This window comes from Listeria ivanovii subsp. londoniensis, assembly GCF_000763495.1.
GTDB lineage: Bacteria > Bacillota > Bacilli > Lactobacillales > Listeriaceae > Listeria > Listeria londoniensis.
Genome location: NZ_CP009576.1, coordinates 3,003,090 through 3,023,308 on the forward strand (window position 1 = coordinate 3,003,090; position 20,219 = coordinate 3,023,308).

At 39.1% G+C, this 20,219-nt stretch carries 14 protein-coding genes and 1 other annotated feature (1 of these 15 only partly in view); of the genes, 6 read left to right on the top strand and 8 right to left on the bottom strand.

What is annotated here, in order from left to right; genetic code table 11:
- Positions 1-140 (bottom strand) — a binding site (T-box leader); it reaches 83 nt to the left of the window's first position.
- A gap of 52 nt (positions 141-192) precedes the next feature.
- Complete coding sequence (locus JL53_RS14905) at positions 193-612, bottom strand: pyridoxamine 5'-phosphate oxidase family protein (RefSeq protein ID WP_003721074.1); 420 nt, start codon at positions 610-612, stop codon at positions 193-195.
- A 129-nt stretch (positions 613-741) separates the two neighbouring features.
- Here JL53_RS14905 and JL53_RS14910 point away from each other — a divergent pair, with 129 nt between their 5' ends.
- The 4 genes from JL53_RS14910 (at position 742) to JL53_RS14925 (ending at position 6,671) form a co-directional block, all read left to right on the top strand.
- A complete protein-coding gene (locus tag JL53_RS14910; protein WP_003721075.1) occupies positions 742-1,314 on the top strand; it encodes an anthranilate synthase component II in 573 nt (190 codons plus the stop codon).
- Positions 1,311-3,017, top strand: a complete 1,707-nt coding sequence (gene pabB / locus JL53_RS14915) for an aminodeoxychorismate synthase component I (protein WP_038408051.1) — start codon at positions 1,311-1,313, stop codon at positions 3,015-3,017. Before JL53_RS14910 ends, pabB begins: the two co-directional genes overlap by 4 nt.
- Positions 3,018-3,177: 160 nt before the next feature.
- Positions 3,178-4,899, top strand: coding sequence for an ABC transporter ATP-binding protein (locus tag JL53_RS14920; protein ID WP_038408052.1), 1,722 nt, complete (start codon positions 3,178-3,180; stop codon positions 4,897-4,899).
- Positions 4,899-6,671, top strand: coding sequence for an ABC transporter ATP-binding protein (locus JL53_RS14925; protein WP_003721080.1), 1,773 nt, complete (start codon positions 4,899-4,901; stop codon positions 6,669-6,671). Before JL53_RS14920 ends, JL53_RS14925 begins: the two co-directional genes overlap by 1 nt.
- A gap of 42 nt (positions 6,672-6,713) precedes the next feature.
- Here JL53_RS14925 and pbpD1 read toward each other — a convergent pair whose 3' ends face one another.
- The 7 genes from pbpD1 to abc-f all read right to left on the bottom strand — a co-directional run bounded on the left by pbpD1 (position 6,714) and on the right by abc-f (position 18,250).
- A complete protein-coding gene (pbpD1, locus tag JL53_RS14930) occupies positions 6,714-8,051 on the bottom strand; it encodes a D-alanyl-D-alanine carboxypeptidase PBPD1 (protein WP_038408054.1) in 1,338 nt (445 codons plus the stop codon).
- 177 nt (positions 8,052-8,228) lie between these two features.
- Entirely contained in the window at positions 8,229-9,896 is a 1,668-nt protein-coding gene (locus tag JL53_RS14935; RefSeq protein ID WP_038408055.1) for a CocE/NonD family hydrolase, read from the bottom strand.
- A gap of 108 nt (positions 9,897-10,004) precedes the next feature.
- Positions 10,005-12,158, bottom strand: coding sequence for a DNA topoisomerase III (locus JL53_RS14940; RefSeq protein ID WP_038408056.1), 2,154 nt, complete (start codon positions 12,156-12,158; stop codon positions 10,005-10,007).
- Between the two features lie 46 nt (positions 12,159-12,204).
- Entirely contained in the window at positions 12,205-13,980 is a 1,776-nt protein-coding gene (gene recQ, locus JL53_RS14945) for a DNA helicase RecQ (protein ID WP_038408057.1), read from the bottom strand.
- A 321-nt stretch (positions 13,981-14,301) separates the two neighbouring features.
- Complete coding sequence (guaB, locus tag JL53_RS14950; RefSeq protein WP_038408058.1) at positions 14,302-15,768, bottom strand: IMP dehydrogenase; 1,467 nt, start codon at positions 15,766-15,768, stop codon at positions 14,302-14,304.
- 283 nt (positions 15,769-16,051) lie between these two features.
- Positions 16,052-16,582 carry an ADP-ribose-binding protein gene (locus JL53_RS14955; protein WP_003721089.1) on the bottom strand — a complete coding sequence of 177 codons (531 nt, stop codon included), beginning with the start codon at positions 16,580-16,582 and terminating at the stop codon, positions 16,052-16,054.
- A 57-nt stretch (positions 16,583-16,639) separates the two neighbouring features.
- On the bottom strand, positions 16,640-18,250 hold the full coding sequence (gene abc-f, locus JL53_RS14960; RefSeq protein ID WP_038408059.1) for a ribosomal protection-like ABC-F family protein: 1,611 nt from the start codon (positions 18,248-18,250) through the stop codon (positions 16,640-16,642).
- Between the two features lie 178 nt (positions 18,251-18,428).
- On the opposite strand from abc-f, the gene JL53_RS15480 reads away from it, so the two are divergent.
- On the top strand, positions 18,429-18,746 hold the full coding sequence (locus JL53_RS15480; RefSeq protein ID WP_077916431.1) for a hypothetical protein: 318 nt from the start codon (positions 18,429-18,431) through the stop codon (positions 18,744-18,746).
- Positions 18,747-18,762: 16 nt separating this feature from the next.
- Positions 18,763-20,217: a glycoside hydrolase family 1 protein gene (locus JL53_RS14965; RefSeq protein WP_038408060.1), complete on the top strand. Its 1,455-nt coding sequence runs from the start codon at positions 18,763-18,765 to the stop codon at positions 20,215-20,217.
- The last annotated feature ends 2 nt before the right edge of the window (positions 20,218-20,219 follow it).

Consider the following 20,219-nt stretch of genomic DNA (forward strand, 5'->3'; position numbering starts at 1 on the left):
CCGGAATGACTTACTCGCAAAAATTGCTTTCCACCACTCACTCCAAGATGGATTCATAAGGAAATTACGCCAGGTTCGCACCAACCACCTGCTCTCTTTAGAAACTTGACCTTATTACTACTTCTTGTCTTCGCTTTTCGTATGAATTTAAAGTTATTCTATCGCATATCTATCTAAATTACAAGCAATTATTTAACCAATTAAATCAAGTGTATCAGATCCGTCGCCATTTGCATTCAATAATCTAATTTGCTCAGGAACAATTTTTATCACTACAAAAGAAGGCGACTCTTCATTTTGAAACCATTCTTTCGAGATGTTTTCCCAAATAAGTTCTTTGATTGATTCATCTTCTTCCAGCGAAGCAAGCCCGTTTACTTCTAAAAATGGCGAACCTTTCCCGTCATAACCAATTAGCACACAAACATGTGGATTTTTGCGAACTTCTTCAGTTTTGGGCTGCTGTTTTCCAGAAGGTGTATAGAGTGTTAAACCTTCATGAAGGAATGTCATATATCTAGCATGCGGAAAATCTCCTTGTACAGAAGCGAGTACCCCTACTTGATGTTCGTCCAAAATTGCAAGTATCTTATTTTCTAGTTCATTTTCCATCTAAAACACCTTCCTTTACTTGTTTATTGTACCTTTCCACTTGTTTTATCGCATTAAACATTTGAACTTGTTATCTAAGTGACTATTTGCTATAAAGAAGTATAACCATTTAAAATTGGGGGGATTCGAATGATTTTACTAATTGATCATAATGATTCATTTACCTATAATTTATACCAATATTTTTCAGAGCTTGGGGAAGATATCCGCGTTGTCTCCGCAGCGAATTTGACACTTGATAAATTTTCAGCACTTAACCCAGAAATGGTCGTACTTTCTCCTGGACCTGGTTCGCCGGAAGAATTCCCTACCAGTTTGGAAATTCTCGATAAAACTAGTTTACCTATTTTAGGTATTTGCTTAGGACATCAAATGATTGCAACTGTTTTTGGAGCTAAAGTTGTTCGGGCTAATGTTCCAGTTCACGGAAAGACGAGCTTCATCACGCACGATCAAGCAGGGTTATTTACAGGACTTGCGACCCCATTTCTAGTAACTCGCTACCATTCGCTAATTGTGCAAAATAATTCCCTTTCAGCCGAATTAGAAATAACAGCTATAACAGATGACGGCATTATCATGGGATTAAAGCATGCCACAAAACCAATTTATAGTGTGCAGTTCCATCCAGAAGCCATTCTTTCTGAATGCGGACACGAACTACTTCAAAATTTTGTACGGATAGGGAGAAATGAAAAATGAGTTTGTTACGATTTGATTTTGAAGGTGAAGTTAAAATATTTGAAAATCCTCTGCAAGAACTTGTTGCTAATGATTTGAGTGAGGTTTTATCTGTTATGCGTGCAGCAGAAGAAGCGCAAAAATCGGGAAAATATGTTGCTGGTTTTGTTAGCTATGAGGCTGCTCCTGCTTTTAAACAAAGTTTGGTGACGAAAACTTCTGATGAAACTCTACCGCTTGTTTGGTTTGGCGTATATGATCATTTCACAGATGCCATTTTTGAAACGGAGCAAGCTACAGCTATCTCTTTTAAAATGGATACAGATTATTCTAAGTATGCCAAGAAAATCGCAGCAATCAAGTCTGAAATAGCTGCTGGGAACACCTATCAACTTAACTACACCGTGCGACTCAAGGGCGATTTACCTGATTACTTTTCTGCTAAAGCGACTTATCAGACTTTACAACAAGCTGGAAAAGCAAATTACACGGCATTTCTTTCTACTGATAACTTTCAAATCATTTCTACGTCACCTGAATTATTTTTTAAACAACAAGGGACTTTGCTGACGACCAGACCGATGAAAGGCACTGTTCGACGCGGAAAAACGGATGACGCAGATCGAGCTGCACATGATTGGCTAATGAACGACCCAAAAAACCGCGCAGAAAATGTCATGATTGTGGATTTATTACGCAATGATTTAGGAATGATTGCTCGACCAGGAAGTGTCAAGGTGCCCAAACTAATGACTTTAGAACCTTACCCAACTGTTTGGCAAATGACTTCAACTGTTACTGCCGAGACCCTTCCAGACACAAGTTTAACGGCCATTTTCAAAGCCCTGTTCCCTTGTGGTTCAATAACGGGCGCACCGAAAGCAAAAACAATGGAAATCATTTCTGCTTTAGAAGACTCTCCTCGTGGTGTTTATTGTGGAGCAATCGGATATTTAGAGCCTAATGGAAATGCAATTTTTAACGTTCCCATTCGAACCATTTCCATCACGAATAAGAAAGCGACATATGGTGTAGGTGGCGGTATTGTTTGGGATTCTGATACCGAAAGTGAGTTTTCAGAAATCCATGCTAAATCAGCTATTTTGAAAAACCAAGCTACTTTCTCCTTAATTGAATGTTTACGGTTAGAAAATGGGCAACTAGCTCGACTAGCGTCTCATTTAGAACGCCTTGAAAAAAGCGCACATCATTTTGGATTTCCCATTAATAGGAAAGAAATGGAACAACAATGGCGCAAAATTGCGGAAAATCAACCAACTGGTACACATAAATTCCGCGTTCTATTACATTCTGATGGATCAACCAAGTTTGAGCTCACTGAAATCAGCGCGAAAAGCTCGCCAATTACTGCTTCTTTAGCGAGCAAACCAGTATTGGCAAATGACCCATTTCTTTATCATAAAACGACGAATCGGACTATTTATAATAACTTAAAAAACACCCATACCGATGAAACGCTCTTATGGAACGAAAACGGAGAGCTAACAGAGTTCATTAACGGGAATATAGTTCTAGGTATAAAGAATCATCTTTTAACTCCACCATTATCTTCTGGTCTACTTCCAGGGACAATGAGGGCTAGTTTATTAGCAGAAAAGAAGATTTTCGAACAAACACTAACAAAAAGAGACCTTTTGGAAGCTGACTTTGTGTGGTTAATTAATAGTGTAAGAGGTTTTGTAGCAGTGGAAATCAAGCGTTAATTTTTAGCGTTTTTCACAATCTAAAATAAATACCAGTGCTGATTTTGCCACATTTTCGCCATATTTACAATTAGGAAAAATTTCTCTTGCAAATTTTCACAATCTATATTAGAATATACGTTCGCACTTCTATATTTCCGTTTTCCAAGGGAGGAAAATCATGAAAGTATTGTTTCATCATCTTAAAAATTACAAACTACAAGCAACACTATCGACACTGTTTGTAGTCGTCATGGTTATCTCACAACTATGGCAACCAAAATTACTCCAACAAGTTCTAGATGCCATTATGAAAGATGATATGGACAAAATCTCGTCCATTGGCGTACTGCTAATCGGTATCGCTGCTGTTGGCCTTGTCGCAGGGGTTCTAAATACGATTCTTTCTGCCAAAGTCGCTCAAGGCGTTGGTGCAGATATTCGTGAATCTAGTTTTCGCAAAATCCAAACATTTTCATTTAGTAATATTGAAAAACTTTCGACCGGTAACCTTGTTGTAAGACAAACAAATGATATTACTCAGGTCCAAAACTTAGTGATGCTTTCACTACAATCGCTAACGAGAATTCCGATTATGTTCATTGGAGCTTTTATCTTAGCGATGTTTACTTTACCTGAATTATGGTGGGTAATTATTGTTCTTGTTGTTCTCGTTGTTCTGATTGTCGTGTTCACTTTCGGTTCGATGGGTAAACATTTTGCGATTATTCAAAGCTTGATTGATCGTGTAAATGCCATCGCGAAAGAAAACCTTGCTGGAATGCGCGTTGTTAAATCTTTCGTCCAAGAAGACAACGAAATTGGTCGCTTCACTACTGTCAGTGACAAATTAACTCGTCATACAATTATCGTTGGAACACTTTTCTCCGTGATGATTCCTGCATTTATGCTCGTTTCTAACTTAGCAATTGTTGTTTCTATCTACTTTGTTGGCGATATGGCAGCGGATAATCCTGAAGTTATCGGGGCAATTGCCTCCTTTATGAACTATCTTATGCAAATTATGATGGCAATTATTATCGGCGGGATGCTGATGATGATGGCTTCACGTGCACTTATTTCATTGAAACGTATTACCGAAGTACTTGAAACAGAGCCAGATATTACGTACAACGAAAATGCACCTGAACAAGACCTAGATGGTACAGTAGAATTTCGCCATGTTAGTTTTAAATACGACGGCGATGATACACCCGCGCTGCAAGATATCTCCTTTAAGGCAGGTGTTGGGGAAATGGTAGGAATCGTTGGTGCCACTGGTTCTGGTAAGTCAACCCTTGCCCAGCTAATCCCTCGCCTTTATGACCCAACAGAAGGTGAAGTTATTATTGGTGGAACTAACTTAAAAGATATTAACAAAAAAACGCTTCGAAATACCGTTTCTTTCGTTCTTCAACGTGCGATTCTTTTCTCTGGAACGATTGCAGATAATTTACGTCATGGTAAAAAAGATGCAACACCCGAAGAAATGGAAAAAGCGAGTAAAATCGCCCAAGCTAAAGAGTTCATTGACAAACAAGCGAAACTCTATGACGCTCCTGTTTCTGAACGTGGGAATAACTTCTCTGGTGGGCAGAAACAACGCTTATCGATCACTCGTGGCGTTATCGGTTCTCCTAAAGTATTAATTCTCGATGACAGTACTAGTGCGCTTGATGCGAAGTCTGAGAAATTAGTAAAAGAAGCACTTAATAAAGAACTCGACCACACCACTACCTTTATCATTGCCCAAAAAATTTCCTCAGTGATTCAAGCAGATAAAATTCTTGTTCTTGATCAAGGAAAACTAGTTGGCGTCGGTTCTCACAAAGAACTTATTAAAGAAAATGCGGTTTACCGTGAAATCTATGACACTCAAAAAGGCAAGGAGGTAACTGCATAATGAAAGAGTTTAAACAAATTAGCCGCTTTTTCTGGCACTATCTCAAAGGTTATAAACCACAACTTGCTGTCATTTTAGTTGCTGTCATTTTTGCAACATACCTGCAAGTAAAAGCACCACAATATATCGGTAATGCTGTTCAAGAGCTAGGCGATTACGTCGTTCGGTTAATGCAAACTGGCGTGGACGATAAGAGCGACTTCATCCATATTATTTGGATGCTCGTTCTCTGCTACGTACTGCTCGCCGCTGCCACTTTTATCCAAAGTATTATTATGACCGGAGTAGCTGGCAAATCGACGAACAGAATGCGTATAGGGCTTTTCCGCAAGATGGAAAAACTATCGATTCGTTTCTTTGATAGCCGCAATGATGGCGAAATGCTTAGTCGTTTCACTAGTGACTTGGATAACATTTCCAACACACTAAATCAGGCGCTTATTCAAGTTCTTTCTAATATCGCACTAATGGTTGGTGTTATCATCATGATGTTCCAACAAAATGTAGAACTTGCTTTTGTTACACTAATTTCAGCACCGTTTGCAGTAGCTATTGCAACGATTATTATCCGAAAAGCCCGTAAGTATGTCGATGTGCAACAAGATGAACTAGGCGTATTAAACGGCTATATCGATGAAAAAATTTCTGGTCAAAAAATTATTATCACTAATGGCTTGGAAGAAGAAACGATTGAAGGCTTTGTCAAACAAAATAATGTCGTAAAAGAGGCGACTTACAAAGGCCAAGTTTACTCTGGTTTACTTTTCCCAATGATGCAAGGTATTTCACTACTTAATACAGCAATTGTTATCTTCTTTGGAGGATGGTTAGCTTTAAATGGTGACTTAGAACGTACTGCTGCTCTTGGTTTGATTGTCATGTTTGTCCAGTATTCACAACAGTTCTATATGCCACTAACGCAAATCTCGTCCCAGTATAGTTTACTGCAACTTGCAATCACTGGTGCGCGCCGTGTTAGCGAAGTATTTGCCGAGGAAGAAGAAGTCGAACGTGCAAATCTGCAAACCATTGATGGTATTAACAAAGGCGTTAAGCTAGATCATGTCGATTTTGCTTACGACCCTGAAAAGCCAGTTTTAAAAGATGTTTCGATTGATGTAAGTAAAGGGAAAATGGTTGCACTTGTTGGCCCAACTGGTTCTGGTAAGACTACTGTTATGAACTTGCTGAATCGGTTCTATAACGTTGATGGCGGTTCAATTTTGTTTGATGACATTGATATTCGTGACATTAGGCTAGATTCACTACGGAAGCAAGTTGGCATCGTGCTGCAAGACTCGGTACTCTTCACTGGTACGATTCGTGATAATATTATTTTCGGTAAGCCAGAAGCAACAGACGAAGAAGTTCTTGATGCAGCAAAACAAGCTAACATCCATGACTTCATCATGAGTCTAGAAAATGGCTACGATACGGAGATTAGCGATGAAAACAATATTTTCAGTGTCGGTCAAAAGCAGTTAATGAGTATTGCTAGAACTATCATTACTAACCCTTCTCTACTAATTCTAGATGAAGCAACGAGTAATGTAGACACCGTAACAGAAAGCAGAATCCAAAAAGCAATGGATAATGTAATCTCTGGTAGAACAAGTTTCGTTATTGCCCACCGTTTAAAAACAATCCTCGATGCTGACCATATTGTGGTGCTACACCAAGGAGAAGTTATTGAGCAAGGTAATCACGATGAATTGATGAAAGCAAAAGGATTTTATTCGGAGCTTTATCATAATCAGTTTGTGATTGAATAGAAATTAAAAAGTCGATTTCCCGGATTTGGGAAATCGACTTTTTTAATTAAACCAACCTTGCACACCGTCAGCCACATAATTGCCAACACCTGTAAAGAATGATCCAACTGCTTGTGCGGAAAGGGCAAACCAGTTTGCTTTTTCGACGTCGCTAGCAGTCACAACTTTAACATTTTCTGTTTGTGATCCGTCAAGATAGCCTAATTTGTCGCCATCTTTCAAGGAGACAGCCATTTCGCCAACTTCGGTATTTTTCTTGACTGGTGCTTCTAATGTTTTATCTTTGAGTGTAACCTTTGTAGTTAATTTTGGTTCATTGCCATTTTTTGGTACGACTAGTTTTACTGCATCTTTTGTAACAAGTCCAACTGTATCGTCCTTACCTTTATCTACGGCAATAGTGGAAGGATTTTTCACTTTCGAGTCTGCTTTTTGCACTTCTTTTACTTGAAAATTATTAAAAGAGTAGTCTAGCATTTTGTTGGTTTCGTCAAAACGGGCACTAGTATGTTCTCCTTCGCCCCCACCATTAGCATGAAGTACGACCGTGATTACACGCATACCATTTTGCACAGCAGTAGCCGTCAAACACATACCTGCATAATCTGTTGTTCCGGTTTTCAGTCCGTCTACACCTTCACGACCGTAAATCAGACCTGGCAGTAGCCAGTTCCAGTTTGTCATGTCGGTTTGGTCAGATGTCCCTTTACGAAATTCCTTTTTGGTCGTGCTTGCTGTTTTAAGTACTTCTGGATAGTCATTAATTAAGTGTTTCGCTAATTTTGCCATACCGCGAGCTGTCATTTTGTTTTCATCTTTTGGACCACCAACTTGCTGACCGCCTTTTAAATCTTCGTTATTAAGACCAGTTGAGTTAACAAATTGATGCTCACCAAGCTTTAGTTCTTCTGCTTTTTTGTTCATCATCGCTACGAACTCTTTTTCAGAACCAGCAATTTTTTCAGAAATAGCAATTGCTGCACCGTTTGCTGAATAAATCGCCATTGCTTCGTATAATTCTTGCACTGTGTACTGTTCGCCTAGTCTCAGCGGCACATTGGATAATGAGGTATCTTGAGAAACCTTGTACGCATATTCAGAAATGGTTACTTTATCGTCCCATTTTAGCTTTCCATCATTAATTGCTTCAAGTAGTAAGTATTCATCCATCATTTTTGTCATTGATGCGATACCCATGAGTTTATCAGCGTCTTTTGAATACAAAATTTTTCCTGTACTTTCTTCAATTGCGATGGCTGCATTTGCATTTACGTTTGGTGCTTCTGCGGCTTCCGCTAAATTCGGACTTACCAAAAAGCCACTTACTGCAAGGGATACAGCCATGATAGCAATCCCAGCTTTTTTTATTATATTTTCCACTGCAACTTCTCCTTCGTTTAAGCAAAAAAATGCTCATGTTATCTATAATCTATATTTTCATCAAGAACCCTATTGTAAGTTCCCTTTTTCCAATAGGGTTCATTTTTCAGGCGGATACTTTCATATTTTACCATGATTTAATATCCTCGTATATAAAACTTTTCGCCCAAAGACGAACTATCTAACAATTGGTAATAGGATATGTGACGGGTATTCTGGGCTATGATAAATGGTTTGGTTTGCAACTTGACTTTCGGTGGAGTTAATAAAGCTCTCTCCTGTGTTTGGGTTCGGGTCGAATCTTGGAAAGTTACTAGAAGAAATTTCGACACGGATTTGGTGTCCTTTTCGAAATAGATTACTTGTTGCCCATAAATCAATTGTGTATTCATTGATATTATTTTGCACTCGATCACCGTACTGCTTAGCTGCGCGAATAATCCCGTCAGCGAGGTTAAATGCTCTACCATCTGGGAATACATCTACTAGTTTAGCAGTAAAATCAGTGTTTGGCGCATCTGTTTTAGCCCATAACCTTACTTGCACAGATCCTGTTACTTCTAACGCTTCAGTTAATGGTGCTGTTGTATAGCAAAGTATATCTTCCCGCAATTCTAATGCTTGTTGGTCGCGCGGTCCGTCAGCATGCAGTTCCTTGTGCAGCGTTCCTCCACCATTAGACGGCACGGGATTTTCTGGGTTGTAGCTAAATGTAGCTTCAGAATCAGTAGTTGGTTGTGTAAACTCGGCGCTTACTTTCCCTTTTTGAAAATAGAGCGGTGTAATGGTTGCATTTTCAGGTGGCCATTCTTCGGTAGTTTTCCACTCATTTAGCCCCATAACAAAGTAATTAATTGGCGCTATTTCTGGAAGTGGTTTTTGTTTTAGCCAGTGATTAAACCATTCGATATGCCGTTTATGCATACTCGCTTCCCCCCACGCATTAGCAGCCATTCCAAAATCACGGTCACCAATCATTTGCCCAAAATTAGCATGTGTCCATGGTCCAATTACCAGCCGATCGCCAAGCCCTCTAGTGTGTCCATTTTGGAAATTAGCAATTGTTTTATCTAGAAAACAGTCATACCAGCCAGCGACATGGAGGCCGGGAACTTTGATTTTTTCGTAATTACTTTTAGCATCAATTCCCTGCCAGTGGCTGTGCGTTGGTTCATAATCAAGTAATTGGGAAAAATAGGGCATTTCTTCGGGACCAATTGCCGGCCAATTTTTGTATGGTTTGAACTTGTAAAGTGCATCTAGGCTATCTAGATTTTTCATTAACTTGTCTATTGCTTGTTTTAGCTCTTCTCGCGTCTCGTATTTTCTTGCGAGCATATTTGGTAGCATTGATTCGAGATTCCATGTCTCCCACATACCTAGTTCAAGTGCGCCATCATGATCATTAAACACGTCTGTCATGCTATTTTGTGCCATAATTGGTGCAATTGCCTTCAAATGCTTATTTCCACTAATTGCTGCTAATATCTGCGTGTAGCCATAGTAAGATAAGCCAAACATCCCTACGTCCCCATTTGAGTAAGGAAGTTTAGCTGCCCATTCAATGGTATCGTAACCGTCATCAACTTCTGCTATGTAAGGGACAAATTCTCCTTCTGATGTATATCTGCCGCGGACATCTTGAACGATAACGATATAACCTTGCTCTGCCAAAATATTAGGTCTAATAAAGTGAAGTCCGTATGCTTTGCTATAAGGTAACCGCGTAAGTAAAACTGGATATTCCCCTTCGTCTGCTGGGCGATATATATCTGCATAAAGCGTTACCTCGTCCCGCATCTTAGCTGGAATGTCTGTTTCTATAATTAATCGATTATGTTTCACGTGAAACATCTCCTTTTTGATATGAATTCTCATTTTATTGTTTCGTAAATGGCAGTTTATGTCAAACAAAGCGACCAACTCATTTTGAGTGGGTCGCTTTGTTTGATTTTATTTATCTAGTTTTAGTTTAGCGAGAGCTTCTGCCATTGGATTATTAAATGGTTCATCTTCTTGCTTGTTTTGTTTTTTCATAAATTTAGCTACGTCTGTTTTTGAGACATTCTTATTTTTTTGCTTATCGCGACGTTCTTGGAAAGCGGATAGCTTCTCACGATACCCACAAACACAAACAAATAGCTGTTTGTCACCTTCACCACGCATTTCCATCCGTTTATGGCAATTAGGACAACGGGCATTGGTTGTTCTCGAAAGTGATTCACGGTGTCCGCATTCGCGGTCTTGACATACTAACATTGTACCGCGTTTACCTTTAACTTTTAGCATTGGCTTCCCGCAATCAGGACATTTTTGTGAAGTAATATTATCATGTCGAAATTTCTTATCATTTTGCTTAATTTCCAATACTGCTTTTTTCGCATAATCGCGCATTTCTGCAGTAAACTTACGATAATCTAATTCACCTTTGGCAATTTTAGATAGTTTTTGTTCCCAACGAGCAGTTAATTCCGGGGACTTCAAGTCTTCTGGAACTAGCTCAAGTAGTTGACGTCCTTTAGAAGTAATTTGGATGTCCTTACCTTGCTTTTCTAGGGAGAAGCTGTTAAAAAGTTTTTCAATGATGTCTGCTCGAGTTGCAACAGTTCCAAGTCCACCTGTATCACCAAGCGTTTTCGCTAGCGCTTTACTTGATGTTTCCATATATTTTGCTGGATTTTCCATTGCAGATAAAAGTGTTGCTTCATTAAATCTAGCGGGCGGCTTAGTTTTTCCAGTTTCTAAATTTACTCGTTTAACTGGAATTTTATCGCCTTTTTTCATTTTGGTCAGCTGATCTGGTTCGCGTGCTTCCCCGTAAATGCTTTTCCAACCAAGTGATTTAACGACTTTTCCTTTTACCGTGAAATCTTCTTGACCAATTTTTGCTTTAACAGAGGTTTCTTCATACACATATGGGTCTGAAAGTACTGCTAAGAAACGTTTGACAACTAAGTCATAGATTTTTCTTTCTTTATCGCTTAAGTCTCCAAGTGAAACGGATTGTTCTGTCGGGATAATCGCATGGTGATCACTAACTTTGCTGTTATCTACGAACGATTTATTAGCTTTGATAGGCTTGCTACTAATTTGGCGCGCGGCTTTCGCATTTTCACCAACGCCACATGCTTGCAGACGTTCTTTTAAGGTTGGAACGATATCCGTAGAAATAAAGCGTGAGTCCGTTCGAGGATAAGTTAAAATTTTATGACGCTCATACAGTGTTTGCATAATGTTAAGCGTTTCTTTTGCCGAAAAGTCATAACGATTATTGGCATCGCGTTGAAGTTCTGTCAGGTCATATAGCCCTGGAGAAAATGTTTTCTTTTCTTTCATAGAAACATCGGTAATAACAGCTGTTTCACCCTGTAAAGATTTCACTAGTTTTTCAGCTAAAGCTCTATCAAAGGTTTGCCCATTGTTCCACGTGAAACATTCTTGCTCAGTTAAAGCAGTAATTCCGTAGTACTCACGTGGTTTAAAGTTGCGAATTTCTTCTTCACGATGCTGAATCATCGCAAGTGTAGGTGTTTGAACTCGCCCACATGAAAGTTGAGCATTATATTTGGTAGTAAGTGCTCGTGTTGCGTTAATCCCAACTACCCAGTCAGCTTCCGAACGCGCAACAGCAGAATGATATAGATTTTCGTAGGCTTTTCCAGGTTTTAAATGTTCAAAGCCTTCGCGAATTGCTTTGTCGGTTACAGATGAAATCCATAGTCGTTTAAGTGGCTTCTTGATTTTTGCATAATCAATAATCCAGCGCGCAACAAGTTCGCCTTCTCGTCCTGCATCGGTTGCAATAACGATGGTTGTAATATCGGTACGATTCATTAGTTTTTTCACTGTCTCGTATTGTTTTCGTGTTTGTTTAATTGGTTCTAGCTTCATTTTTTCTGGCAGCATCGGTAAATCTTCCATATTCCAATTTTTATATTTGGGGTCGTAGCGTTCTGGGTCTGCTAGCGTGACAAGGTGTCCAAGCGCCCAAGTAACAACATACTTTCCGCCTTCTAAATAGCCATTTTTCCCTTGTTTAGCACCGAGTACGCGACCAATATCTTTACCGACAGACGGTTTCTCTGCCAATACTAATGTTTTTGTCATCTGTCAAAATCCTCTCTTCTATCCTATTTATCGTAACACAACTTATCTATTCTTTCACTGCCTCTTGTTGTAAAATTGCCAAGAATTCTGCTCCGTATTTATCACGTTTCATTGCACCAATACCTTTAATTTCTAAAAGTGCCTCTTCGTCTTGCGGCAAGTATGCGCACATTTCCCGTAAAGTTTCATCGGAAAAAATGATATACGGCGGTACTTTATGTTTCGAAGCTAATTCTCTTCGCACTTCACGGAGTTGTTCAAATAAATCACTATTTACTTCTATTTTCACTTTTTCTGCTCGTTTTGCTTGTTTTCGTTCAACTTTTAATTCACCTCGTAGCACTGAAACTGCTCGTTCCGTCAATTTTAAGGCAGGGAACTGGCTATCAGTTGGTTGTAAATACTTTTCAGCTATGAGGTAATCAATAAGTTGCAGAACATCATTTTGAGAAGCATCTTTCATTAACCCATAGGTACTCAGTTCATCAAAGCGCCAGTCTTTTACTTTTTGATCAGCTGAACCAGTTAATACTTTGGCAATCAGAACTTTTCCAAAGCGCTCTCCCATTCGTTTAATACAAGAAAAAACTTGCTGCGCTAAAATCGTTACATCAGTGGCTTCTCTAGTATCTAAGCAGTTGCTACACTTCCCACAATTCTCTTCATCATCACCAAAATATTGAACAATATACTTTTGCAAACAGATTTCCGTATAGCCGTAACCTGTCATTTGGCGTAATTTGGCAAATTCGTTCTGTTTCCGCTCCTCGTCCATTTCGGATTGTTCAATTAAAAATTGCTGGATTCTGCTATCTTGTGGTGAAAAAAGCAAGATACAATCGCTCGGCACCCCGTCTCGCCCAGCACGTCCCGCTTCTTGGTAGTACGCCTCAATATTTCGTGGAATGTTATAGTGAATAACAAAGCGTACATTAGACTTATTAATTCCCATTCCAAATGCATTTGTGGCAACGATTACACGAATATCATCGTATAGAAACTTCTCTTGCCAATCTTGTCTTGCCAAATCGCTCATTCCACCGTGATACATTCCGGATTCAACGCCTTTTTTTAGTAAAAAAGCATGCAAACGTTCTACTTCCTTACGCGTCGAAGCATAAACAATACCAGATTCTGTCTTGTTTTTTGTTAAATAATCCATCAAATACTTATCTTTATCTTGCCCTTTAACAACTTGAAATGACAAATTATCTCTCGAAAAGCCTGTTTTCACGACTGAATTAGGCTGGATTCGGAGCAACCGACAAATATCGTCTGAAACAGCTTGAGTTGCAGTTGCTGTTAGCGCGATAACAAGCGGTCTTTTCTTCATTTTATCTAAACTATCACACAGCGTTAAATAGCTTGGTCTAAAGTCGTGTCCCCACTGTGAAATACAGTGAGCCTCATCAATCGCGAATAAGGAAATCGGTACTTGTTCGATTAAGCGCTGAAAACCGGGCGTTTCGATTCGTTCTGGAGCAATATAGAGCATCTTAAGTTCTCCTGAAAAAGCGGCATCTAAACGAAGATCGATTTCGTGAGTAGTTAGTGTACTATTTATAAAAGTGGCTCGAATCCCTTCAGAAACCAGCGCATCTACCTGATCCTTCATTAATGAAATAAGTGGAGAAACAACGATAGTTAGTCCATCAAATAAAAGTGCTGGAATTTGGTAACAAAGCGATTTCCCACCACCTGTTGGCATGATTGCGAGGGTATCTTCTCCCGCGCAAAGTTTGGAAATGACATCCACTTGACCAGCCCGAAAATCTTGATAACCAAAATTCTGTTGTAAAATAAGTTTTGCTTGCTCTATCATGATCTATTGTCACGCCTCCTCTATAGGATTAGTATAGCTGTTTTGCGACTGTAATTGAAGCTTTTTGAGGAAATTCGTGTTTTGGAGCTGCTTTGGATTTTTTACTAAAAAAAGCAGAATCTCTGAATTAAAGAGATTTCTGCTCGGATAGTAACCAATCAATAATATAAATTATAGGAATTCCGTCTATTTGAAGTAATGTTCTAGTTAATAAATATTTCACCATTATTTGAAGTTAGCTTCAAATAATGACGTTTAAAGTACTTTTTAAAAAAACCAGGACTCTCATCCACCTCTTGAGAATCCCTGCTTTCTAAACACTTAGGAAATACTATAATTTGGTGCTTCTTTGGTAATTTGGATATCATGCGGATGACTTTCACGTAGCCCAGCGCCAGTCATGCGAACGAATTCCGCTTCCTCACGAAGATGTTTTAAGTCTGCCGAACCAGTATAACCCATACCAGAACGAACTCCACCAACTAATTGGAAGATAATGTCCGCAACAGAACCTTTATAAGGAACGCGCCCTTCAATACCTTCTGGGACTAGTTTTTTAGCATCGGCTTGGAAATAACGGTCTTTAGAACCATGCTCCATCGCTGCCAAACTGCCCATACCACGATATGTTTTAAATTGACGACCTTGGAAAATTTCTGTTTCGCCAGGACTTTCATCTGTTCCAGCGAGCATACTTCCGAGCATAACGGCATTACCACCAGCAGCTAATGCTTTCACGATGTCCCCAGAATATTTAATGCCACCATCTGCAATAATGGTTTTACCAAATTCGCGCGCAACGGTTGCACAGTCATAAATAGCAGTAATTTGCGGAACACCCACACCAGCAACTACACGAGTCGTACAAATCGAACCTGGTCCAATTCCCACTTTCACAATATCAACGCCAACTTCGAAAAGAGCACGTGCTCCTTCAGCTGTAGCAACGTTTCCTGCAACTATAACAATATCATTAAATGTTTTACGAATCTCAGAAATCTTATTGATAACACCAGCAGAATGGCCGTGCGCAGTATCGATAACAATTGCATCTACGCCAGCATCGATGAGTTTTTCTACGCGTACAAATGTATCGTTTGTAATACCTACTGCCGCTGCAACAAGAAGTCGGCCGTGTTTATCTTTCGCAGAATTTGGAAACTCAATTACTTTTTCAATATCTTTAATAGTGATTAGCCCTTTTAAAATACCCGCTTCGTCAACAAGTGGTAATTTCTCAATACGATGCTTTTGCAAAATTTGCTCCGCTTGTTTCAGCGTTGTTCCAACAGGTGCAGTCACTAGATTTTCTTTTGTCATAACATCTTTAATGACTGTTGAATAATCGGAAATGAAACGTAAATCACGATTAGTTAAAATCCCAACTAATTTGCGTTCTTTCTCGTTGTTCACAATTGGGACACCAGAAATTCGGTATTTCCCCATTAAATGCTCTGCTGCAAAGACTTGATGATCTGGAGTAAGATAGAAAGGATCAATAATAACGCCACTTTCAGACCGTTTAACCTTTTCAATTTCTTCCGCTTGTTGTTCGATACTCATATTCTTATGAACGACACCGACTCCACCTTGACGAGCAATTGCAATCGCCATTTTAGCTTCGGTAATTGTATCCATTCCCGCACTCCAAATAGGTACATTTAATTTGAGTGATGGAGCCATTTCTACGCTTAAATCCACATCATTTGGTAATACGTCCGATTTTGCCGGAACGAGTAATACATCATCAAATGTCAAGCCTTCTTTTGCAAATTTTGTTTCCCACATGGGTCGCGAACACTCCTTTTTTGGCGCTAGCTTTTTATATAGAAAAAACGCATCATCTTCTCCCTATTTTCATAAAGAAAAAATGGTGGAAAAATATCCACATCATGCGACTTGTACTTCTATAATCATGCTGAAATAGCCAATGTATTTTTTAGTTATTGAATATGATGTTACAAGAAGCTAGGGGCTATGTCAAGAAGGTTTTATTTTATTGTTTTATTCAGAAAATATAGTAAAAAATGTTTCACGTGAAACATTAAAAAAACCGTCTAAGATATTTATCTTAAACGGCCTCACTTTTGATTAATTTATTATACAATGCAAGATTTTCATCATCATAACAAATGAAGCGAATTTCTTTAATGCTTGAATCATACTCTTCTTCTATCCATTTTCGCACAGTATATAATACTACTTCGGCAGCTAGTTTTTTAGGAAATCCATATATGCCAGTTGAAATATTCGGGAACGCAATAGATGTTAAATCTTTTCCGGCTGCTAGGTCTAACGATTTCCAATAACAAGAAGCTAACTTATTTGCTTCTTGATGTTCGCCACCCTTCCACACTGGGCCTACCGCATGGATGATGTAGTGAGTTTTTAGTTCGCCCGCTGCTGTAATAACAGCTTCTCCAGCTGGACAGGAGCCAATTCGATTAATAACCTCTTGGCATTCTTTTAATAAACCTGGTCCAGCTGCCTGATGAATTGCTCCATCGACTCCTGCACCGCCTAAAAGTCCTGAGTTAGCTGCATTCACAATAACATCGACATCTTGTTCGGTAATATCACCTTTTACAATTGTTAGCTTCACTTCATCACCTCTTTTCTTTATTCTAATTTATTTTAATGATAATTTCCAGCTAAGCGACTAATTTCGTTTCGTCAATGCGTAACTATAATTCCCTTCATAGGTGATTAACTGCTGGTTTTCAAGCCAAATTACTTTTGAGCAAAGTTGATCCATAAAGTAGCGGTCATGCGATACTATTATAACCGTTCCCGAAAACGATTTGATGGCTTCTTCTAAAACTTCACGGGATGCAATATCTAAATGGTTCGTCGGTTCATCCAAAACCAGCGTATTGACAGGCATATTAATAAACTGGGCCAGCCTCAGCCGCATTCGTTCCCCGCCACTAATATTCTCGACTTTACGAAAGACCATTTCTCCGTAAAACATAAAACCGGCCAGCATTTTCCTTGCATCTCCTTCTGTCACTTCCACCTTATCTCGGAACGCTTCAAGCACGGTCAGTTCTTGGTTAAGTTCTTCCATTTGCTGTGAAAGTGATGCGATTTTAACACTTGGACCAACTTTAATAAAACCGCTATCTGGCGTGACTTTACCCTCTATCATTTTTAGAAGCGTTGTTTTCCCTGTGCCATTTTTACCAATAAGTGCTACTCGTTCCCCTTGCCTAATTTGTAGAGATGCATCCTTTACAATCGGCTTATCTACAAAAGCTTTAGTCAAATTCTCCATAACTACTACTTCTTGCCCACTACGACCTGCTTCATCAAATTGAAGTTGCATTTGTTTTTGCGTCAAGACAGGTCGCTTCACCATCACGATTCGCTCTAAGGCTTTTTCCATGTTCTTTGCTCGGCGGAACATTGCATCACTAGGAGGATTTGATGCCATTGCCCAAATACGTAGCTGTTTAATCGCCTTTTCCATTTTTTTGATTTTCTTTTGTTGGTCTTTATATTGTTGAAATTCGTGCAATAACCGCTCTTCTCGTTCCTTTAAATAACCAGAAAAATTCGTGTTATAAATGATTAGTTTTTTATTTTCCAACTCAACCATTTTCTGAACTACTTCGTCTAAAAAGTATCTATCATGCGATACAACAAAGACAGTTCCAGTATAATGTTGCAAAAATGCCGTTAACCATTCTACCGCCATAAAATCTAGGTGGTTTGTTGGTTCATCTAGTAGTAATAAATCTGTTTTCTGTAACAATAAATGGGCTAATGCAGTTTTTGTCTTTTCGCCACCGCTTAGCTCGCTCCATTTTCTAGTCTTCAACATACTAATACCTAAACCATTCACTACTTTGTTCAGATTAGCATCCATTTCATAGCCGCCAAGTTCCCCAAATAATGACATCTTATCACCATAACGATTCAGTAGTTTTTCACTTGTGTTTGTTGTGAGCTCTTTCTCTAAGGTACGAATTTCATTTTCTAATAGTTGAAGTTTTCCAAAGCTTGTCCGCAAATACTCCTCCACATTGATTTCTGAATCAACAGTAGATAACTGCTCTAAAAGCCCGATTTTCACTTCTTTTTTATGCGTCACGATTCCGTAATCTACACCTTCCAAGCCTTTCAAAATTTTTAAAATGGTACTTTTACCTTCTCCATTACGACCAATTAGTCCAACACGTTCCCCTTCTTCTAACTGAAGTGATACTTTATCTAAAACAATATCTCCTGTAAAACTTTTTACTACGTCATTCATTGCTACTACTGTCATTTTCCCCTCCATTTATCCGAAGAAGCACAGCAAAATGTTTCACGTGAAACATTTTCAGACAACAAAAAAGCGTCAGACAAGCGCCCGACGCCAATTATAAGTATAATACTAATTTAGCACTATACAACCCGATTGCGTGACTCCATGCTTCTCTCATTTTTTCTAATTATGCAGTTTTTTGGGCAGACTTCACCAATGTAACTGCAATACCGGAAAAAATTGCACGGACAATATACAAATATTTTGCTATAGTAGTACGCGCATTCAAAAGAAACATGTCATCTCACCTCTTTTCATTTATACCTATAGAATAACGGAGCCCCATATAAATGTCAATTATTCTCTCTATCACATTCGTGAAACACAGCGTTTCAATCCAGAAACTTATACCATTGATATGAAACACGAGCCTAAAACAAGAAAACCTATTTACCAATCACTAGAAACCGTTTACATTAATAAGGCAAGCAAAATTAAAACTTATAACTGCACATAATTTTGGAGGTGCCATAATGGAACATAAAAAATTGAAACCTTTCCCAAAAGATTTTCTATGGGGCTCGGCTTCTGCAGCGTACCAAGTAGAGGGTGCCTGGGACGAAGATGGTAAAGGGCCATCTGTATGGGATGAATTTGTTCGTATCCCTGGAACAACATTCAAAGAAACAAACGGAGATGTAGCGGTGGATAATTACCATCGTTATAAGGAAGATGTTGCGCTTATGGCCGAACAGGGCTTAAAAGCGTATCGTTTCTCAGTTGCATGGAGCCGAGTTATCCCGCACGGTAACGGAGAAGTGAATGAAGCTGGGTTGAAATTTTATGATAATTTGATTGATGAGCTACTTTCTTATGGAATTGAACCTGTTGTAACCCTATATCATTGGGATATACCTCAAGGGCTTCAAGATGAATATGGTGGTTGGGAATCTCGTCAAGTGATAGAAGATTTCACTACCTATGCTGCCCTACTTTTCGAACGCTTCAATGGTCGGGTGAAATATTGGGTAACACTTAATGAACAAAACGTCTTCATTTCACACGGGTATAAATTAGCTTATCATCCACCTGGTGTTTCTGACGATAAACGGATGTTTGCGGCAAATCATCATGCTAATCTAGCAAATGCTTCCGCGATTGCTAAATTCCGCGAACTAGGTATTTCCGGAAAAATCGGTCCAAGCTTTGCATATGGACCAAGTTACTCAATTGATGCCAATCCGCAAAACGTTTTAGCATCTGAAAACTCCGAAGAATTTAACGCACACTTCTGGATGGACGTTTACACATGGGGCGAATATCCAACCGCTACTTGGAACTGGTTAGAAGAGCATGGTCTCGCTCCAGAACTTTTACCAGGTGATACAGAACTTTTGAAAAAAGGAAAACCCGATTTCATGGGCGTGAACTATTACCGCTCAATGACACATGCGTTTAATGGTGCTGACGGGGTTGGTTCTGGAAAAATGAATACCACTGGTGAAAAAGGTACTTCTGAGGAGTCTGGTGTGCCGGGGTTATACAAAAATACCAACAATCCTTATCTAGAAAAAACTAATTGGGACTGGGATATCGATCCAACTGGCTTACGTATCGGCTTGCGTAGAATTACGAACCGCTACAAATTACCAATTATGATTACTGAAAACGGGCTTGGTGAGTATGATAGCTTAACAGAAGATCACAATGTACACGATGAATACCGTATAGAGTATATTCGCGCACATGCTCTAGCTATTCAAGAAGCAATTACAGATGGCGTCGAAATGCTCGGTTACTGCACTTGGAGCTTCACGGATTTATTAAGTTGGTTAAATGGTTATCAAAAACGTTACGGGTTCGTTTATGTTGACCGCGACGAAAATGATGAAAAAGAACTAAAACGCTATAAAAAAGATAGTTTTTACTGGTATAAAAAGACAATTGAAACAAATGGAGCTAATTTAGTAGAAGAACAGGGCAAATAAGC

Coding starts and splice junctions, on each gene's coding strand:
- JL53_RS14910 (WP_003721075.1), top strand. CDS start 742: ATGATTTTACTAATTGATCATAATGATTCATTTACCTATAATTTATAC.
- abc-f (WP_038408059.1), bottom strand. CDS start 18,250: ATGACAGTAGTAGCAATGAATGACGTAGTAAAAAGTTTTACAGGAGAT.
- JL53_RS14965 (WP_038408060.1), top strand. CDS start 18,763: ATGGAACATAAAAAATTGAAACCTTTCCCAAAAGATTTTCTATGGGGC.
- recQ (WP_038408057.1), bottom strand. CDS start 13,980: ATGATAGAGCAAGCAAAACTTATTTTACAACAGAATTTTGGTTATCAA.
- JL53_RS14925 (WP_003721080.1), top strand. CDS start 4,899: ATGAAAGAGTTTAAACAAATTAGCCGCTTTTTCTGGCACTATCTCAAA.
- pabB (WP_038408051.1), top strand. CDS start 1,311: ATGAGTTTGTTACGATTTGATTTTGAAGGTGAAGTTAAAATATTTGAA.
- JL53_RS14920 (WP_038408052.1), top strand. CDS start 3,178: ATGAAAGTATTGTTTCATCATCTTAAAAATTACAAACTACAAGCAACA.
- JL53_RS14905 (WP_003721074.1), bottom strand. CDS start 612: ATGGAAAATGAACTAGAAAATAAGATACTTGCAATTTTGGACGAACAT.
- guaB (WP_038408058.1), bottom strand. CDS start 15,768: ATGTGGGAAACAAAATTTGCAAAAGAAGGCTTGACATTTGATGATGTA.
- JL53_RS14940 (WP_038408056.1), bottom strand. CDS start 12,158: ATGACAAAAACATTAGTATTGGCAGAGAAACCGTCTGTCGGTAAAGAT.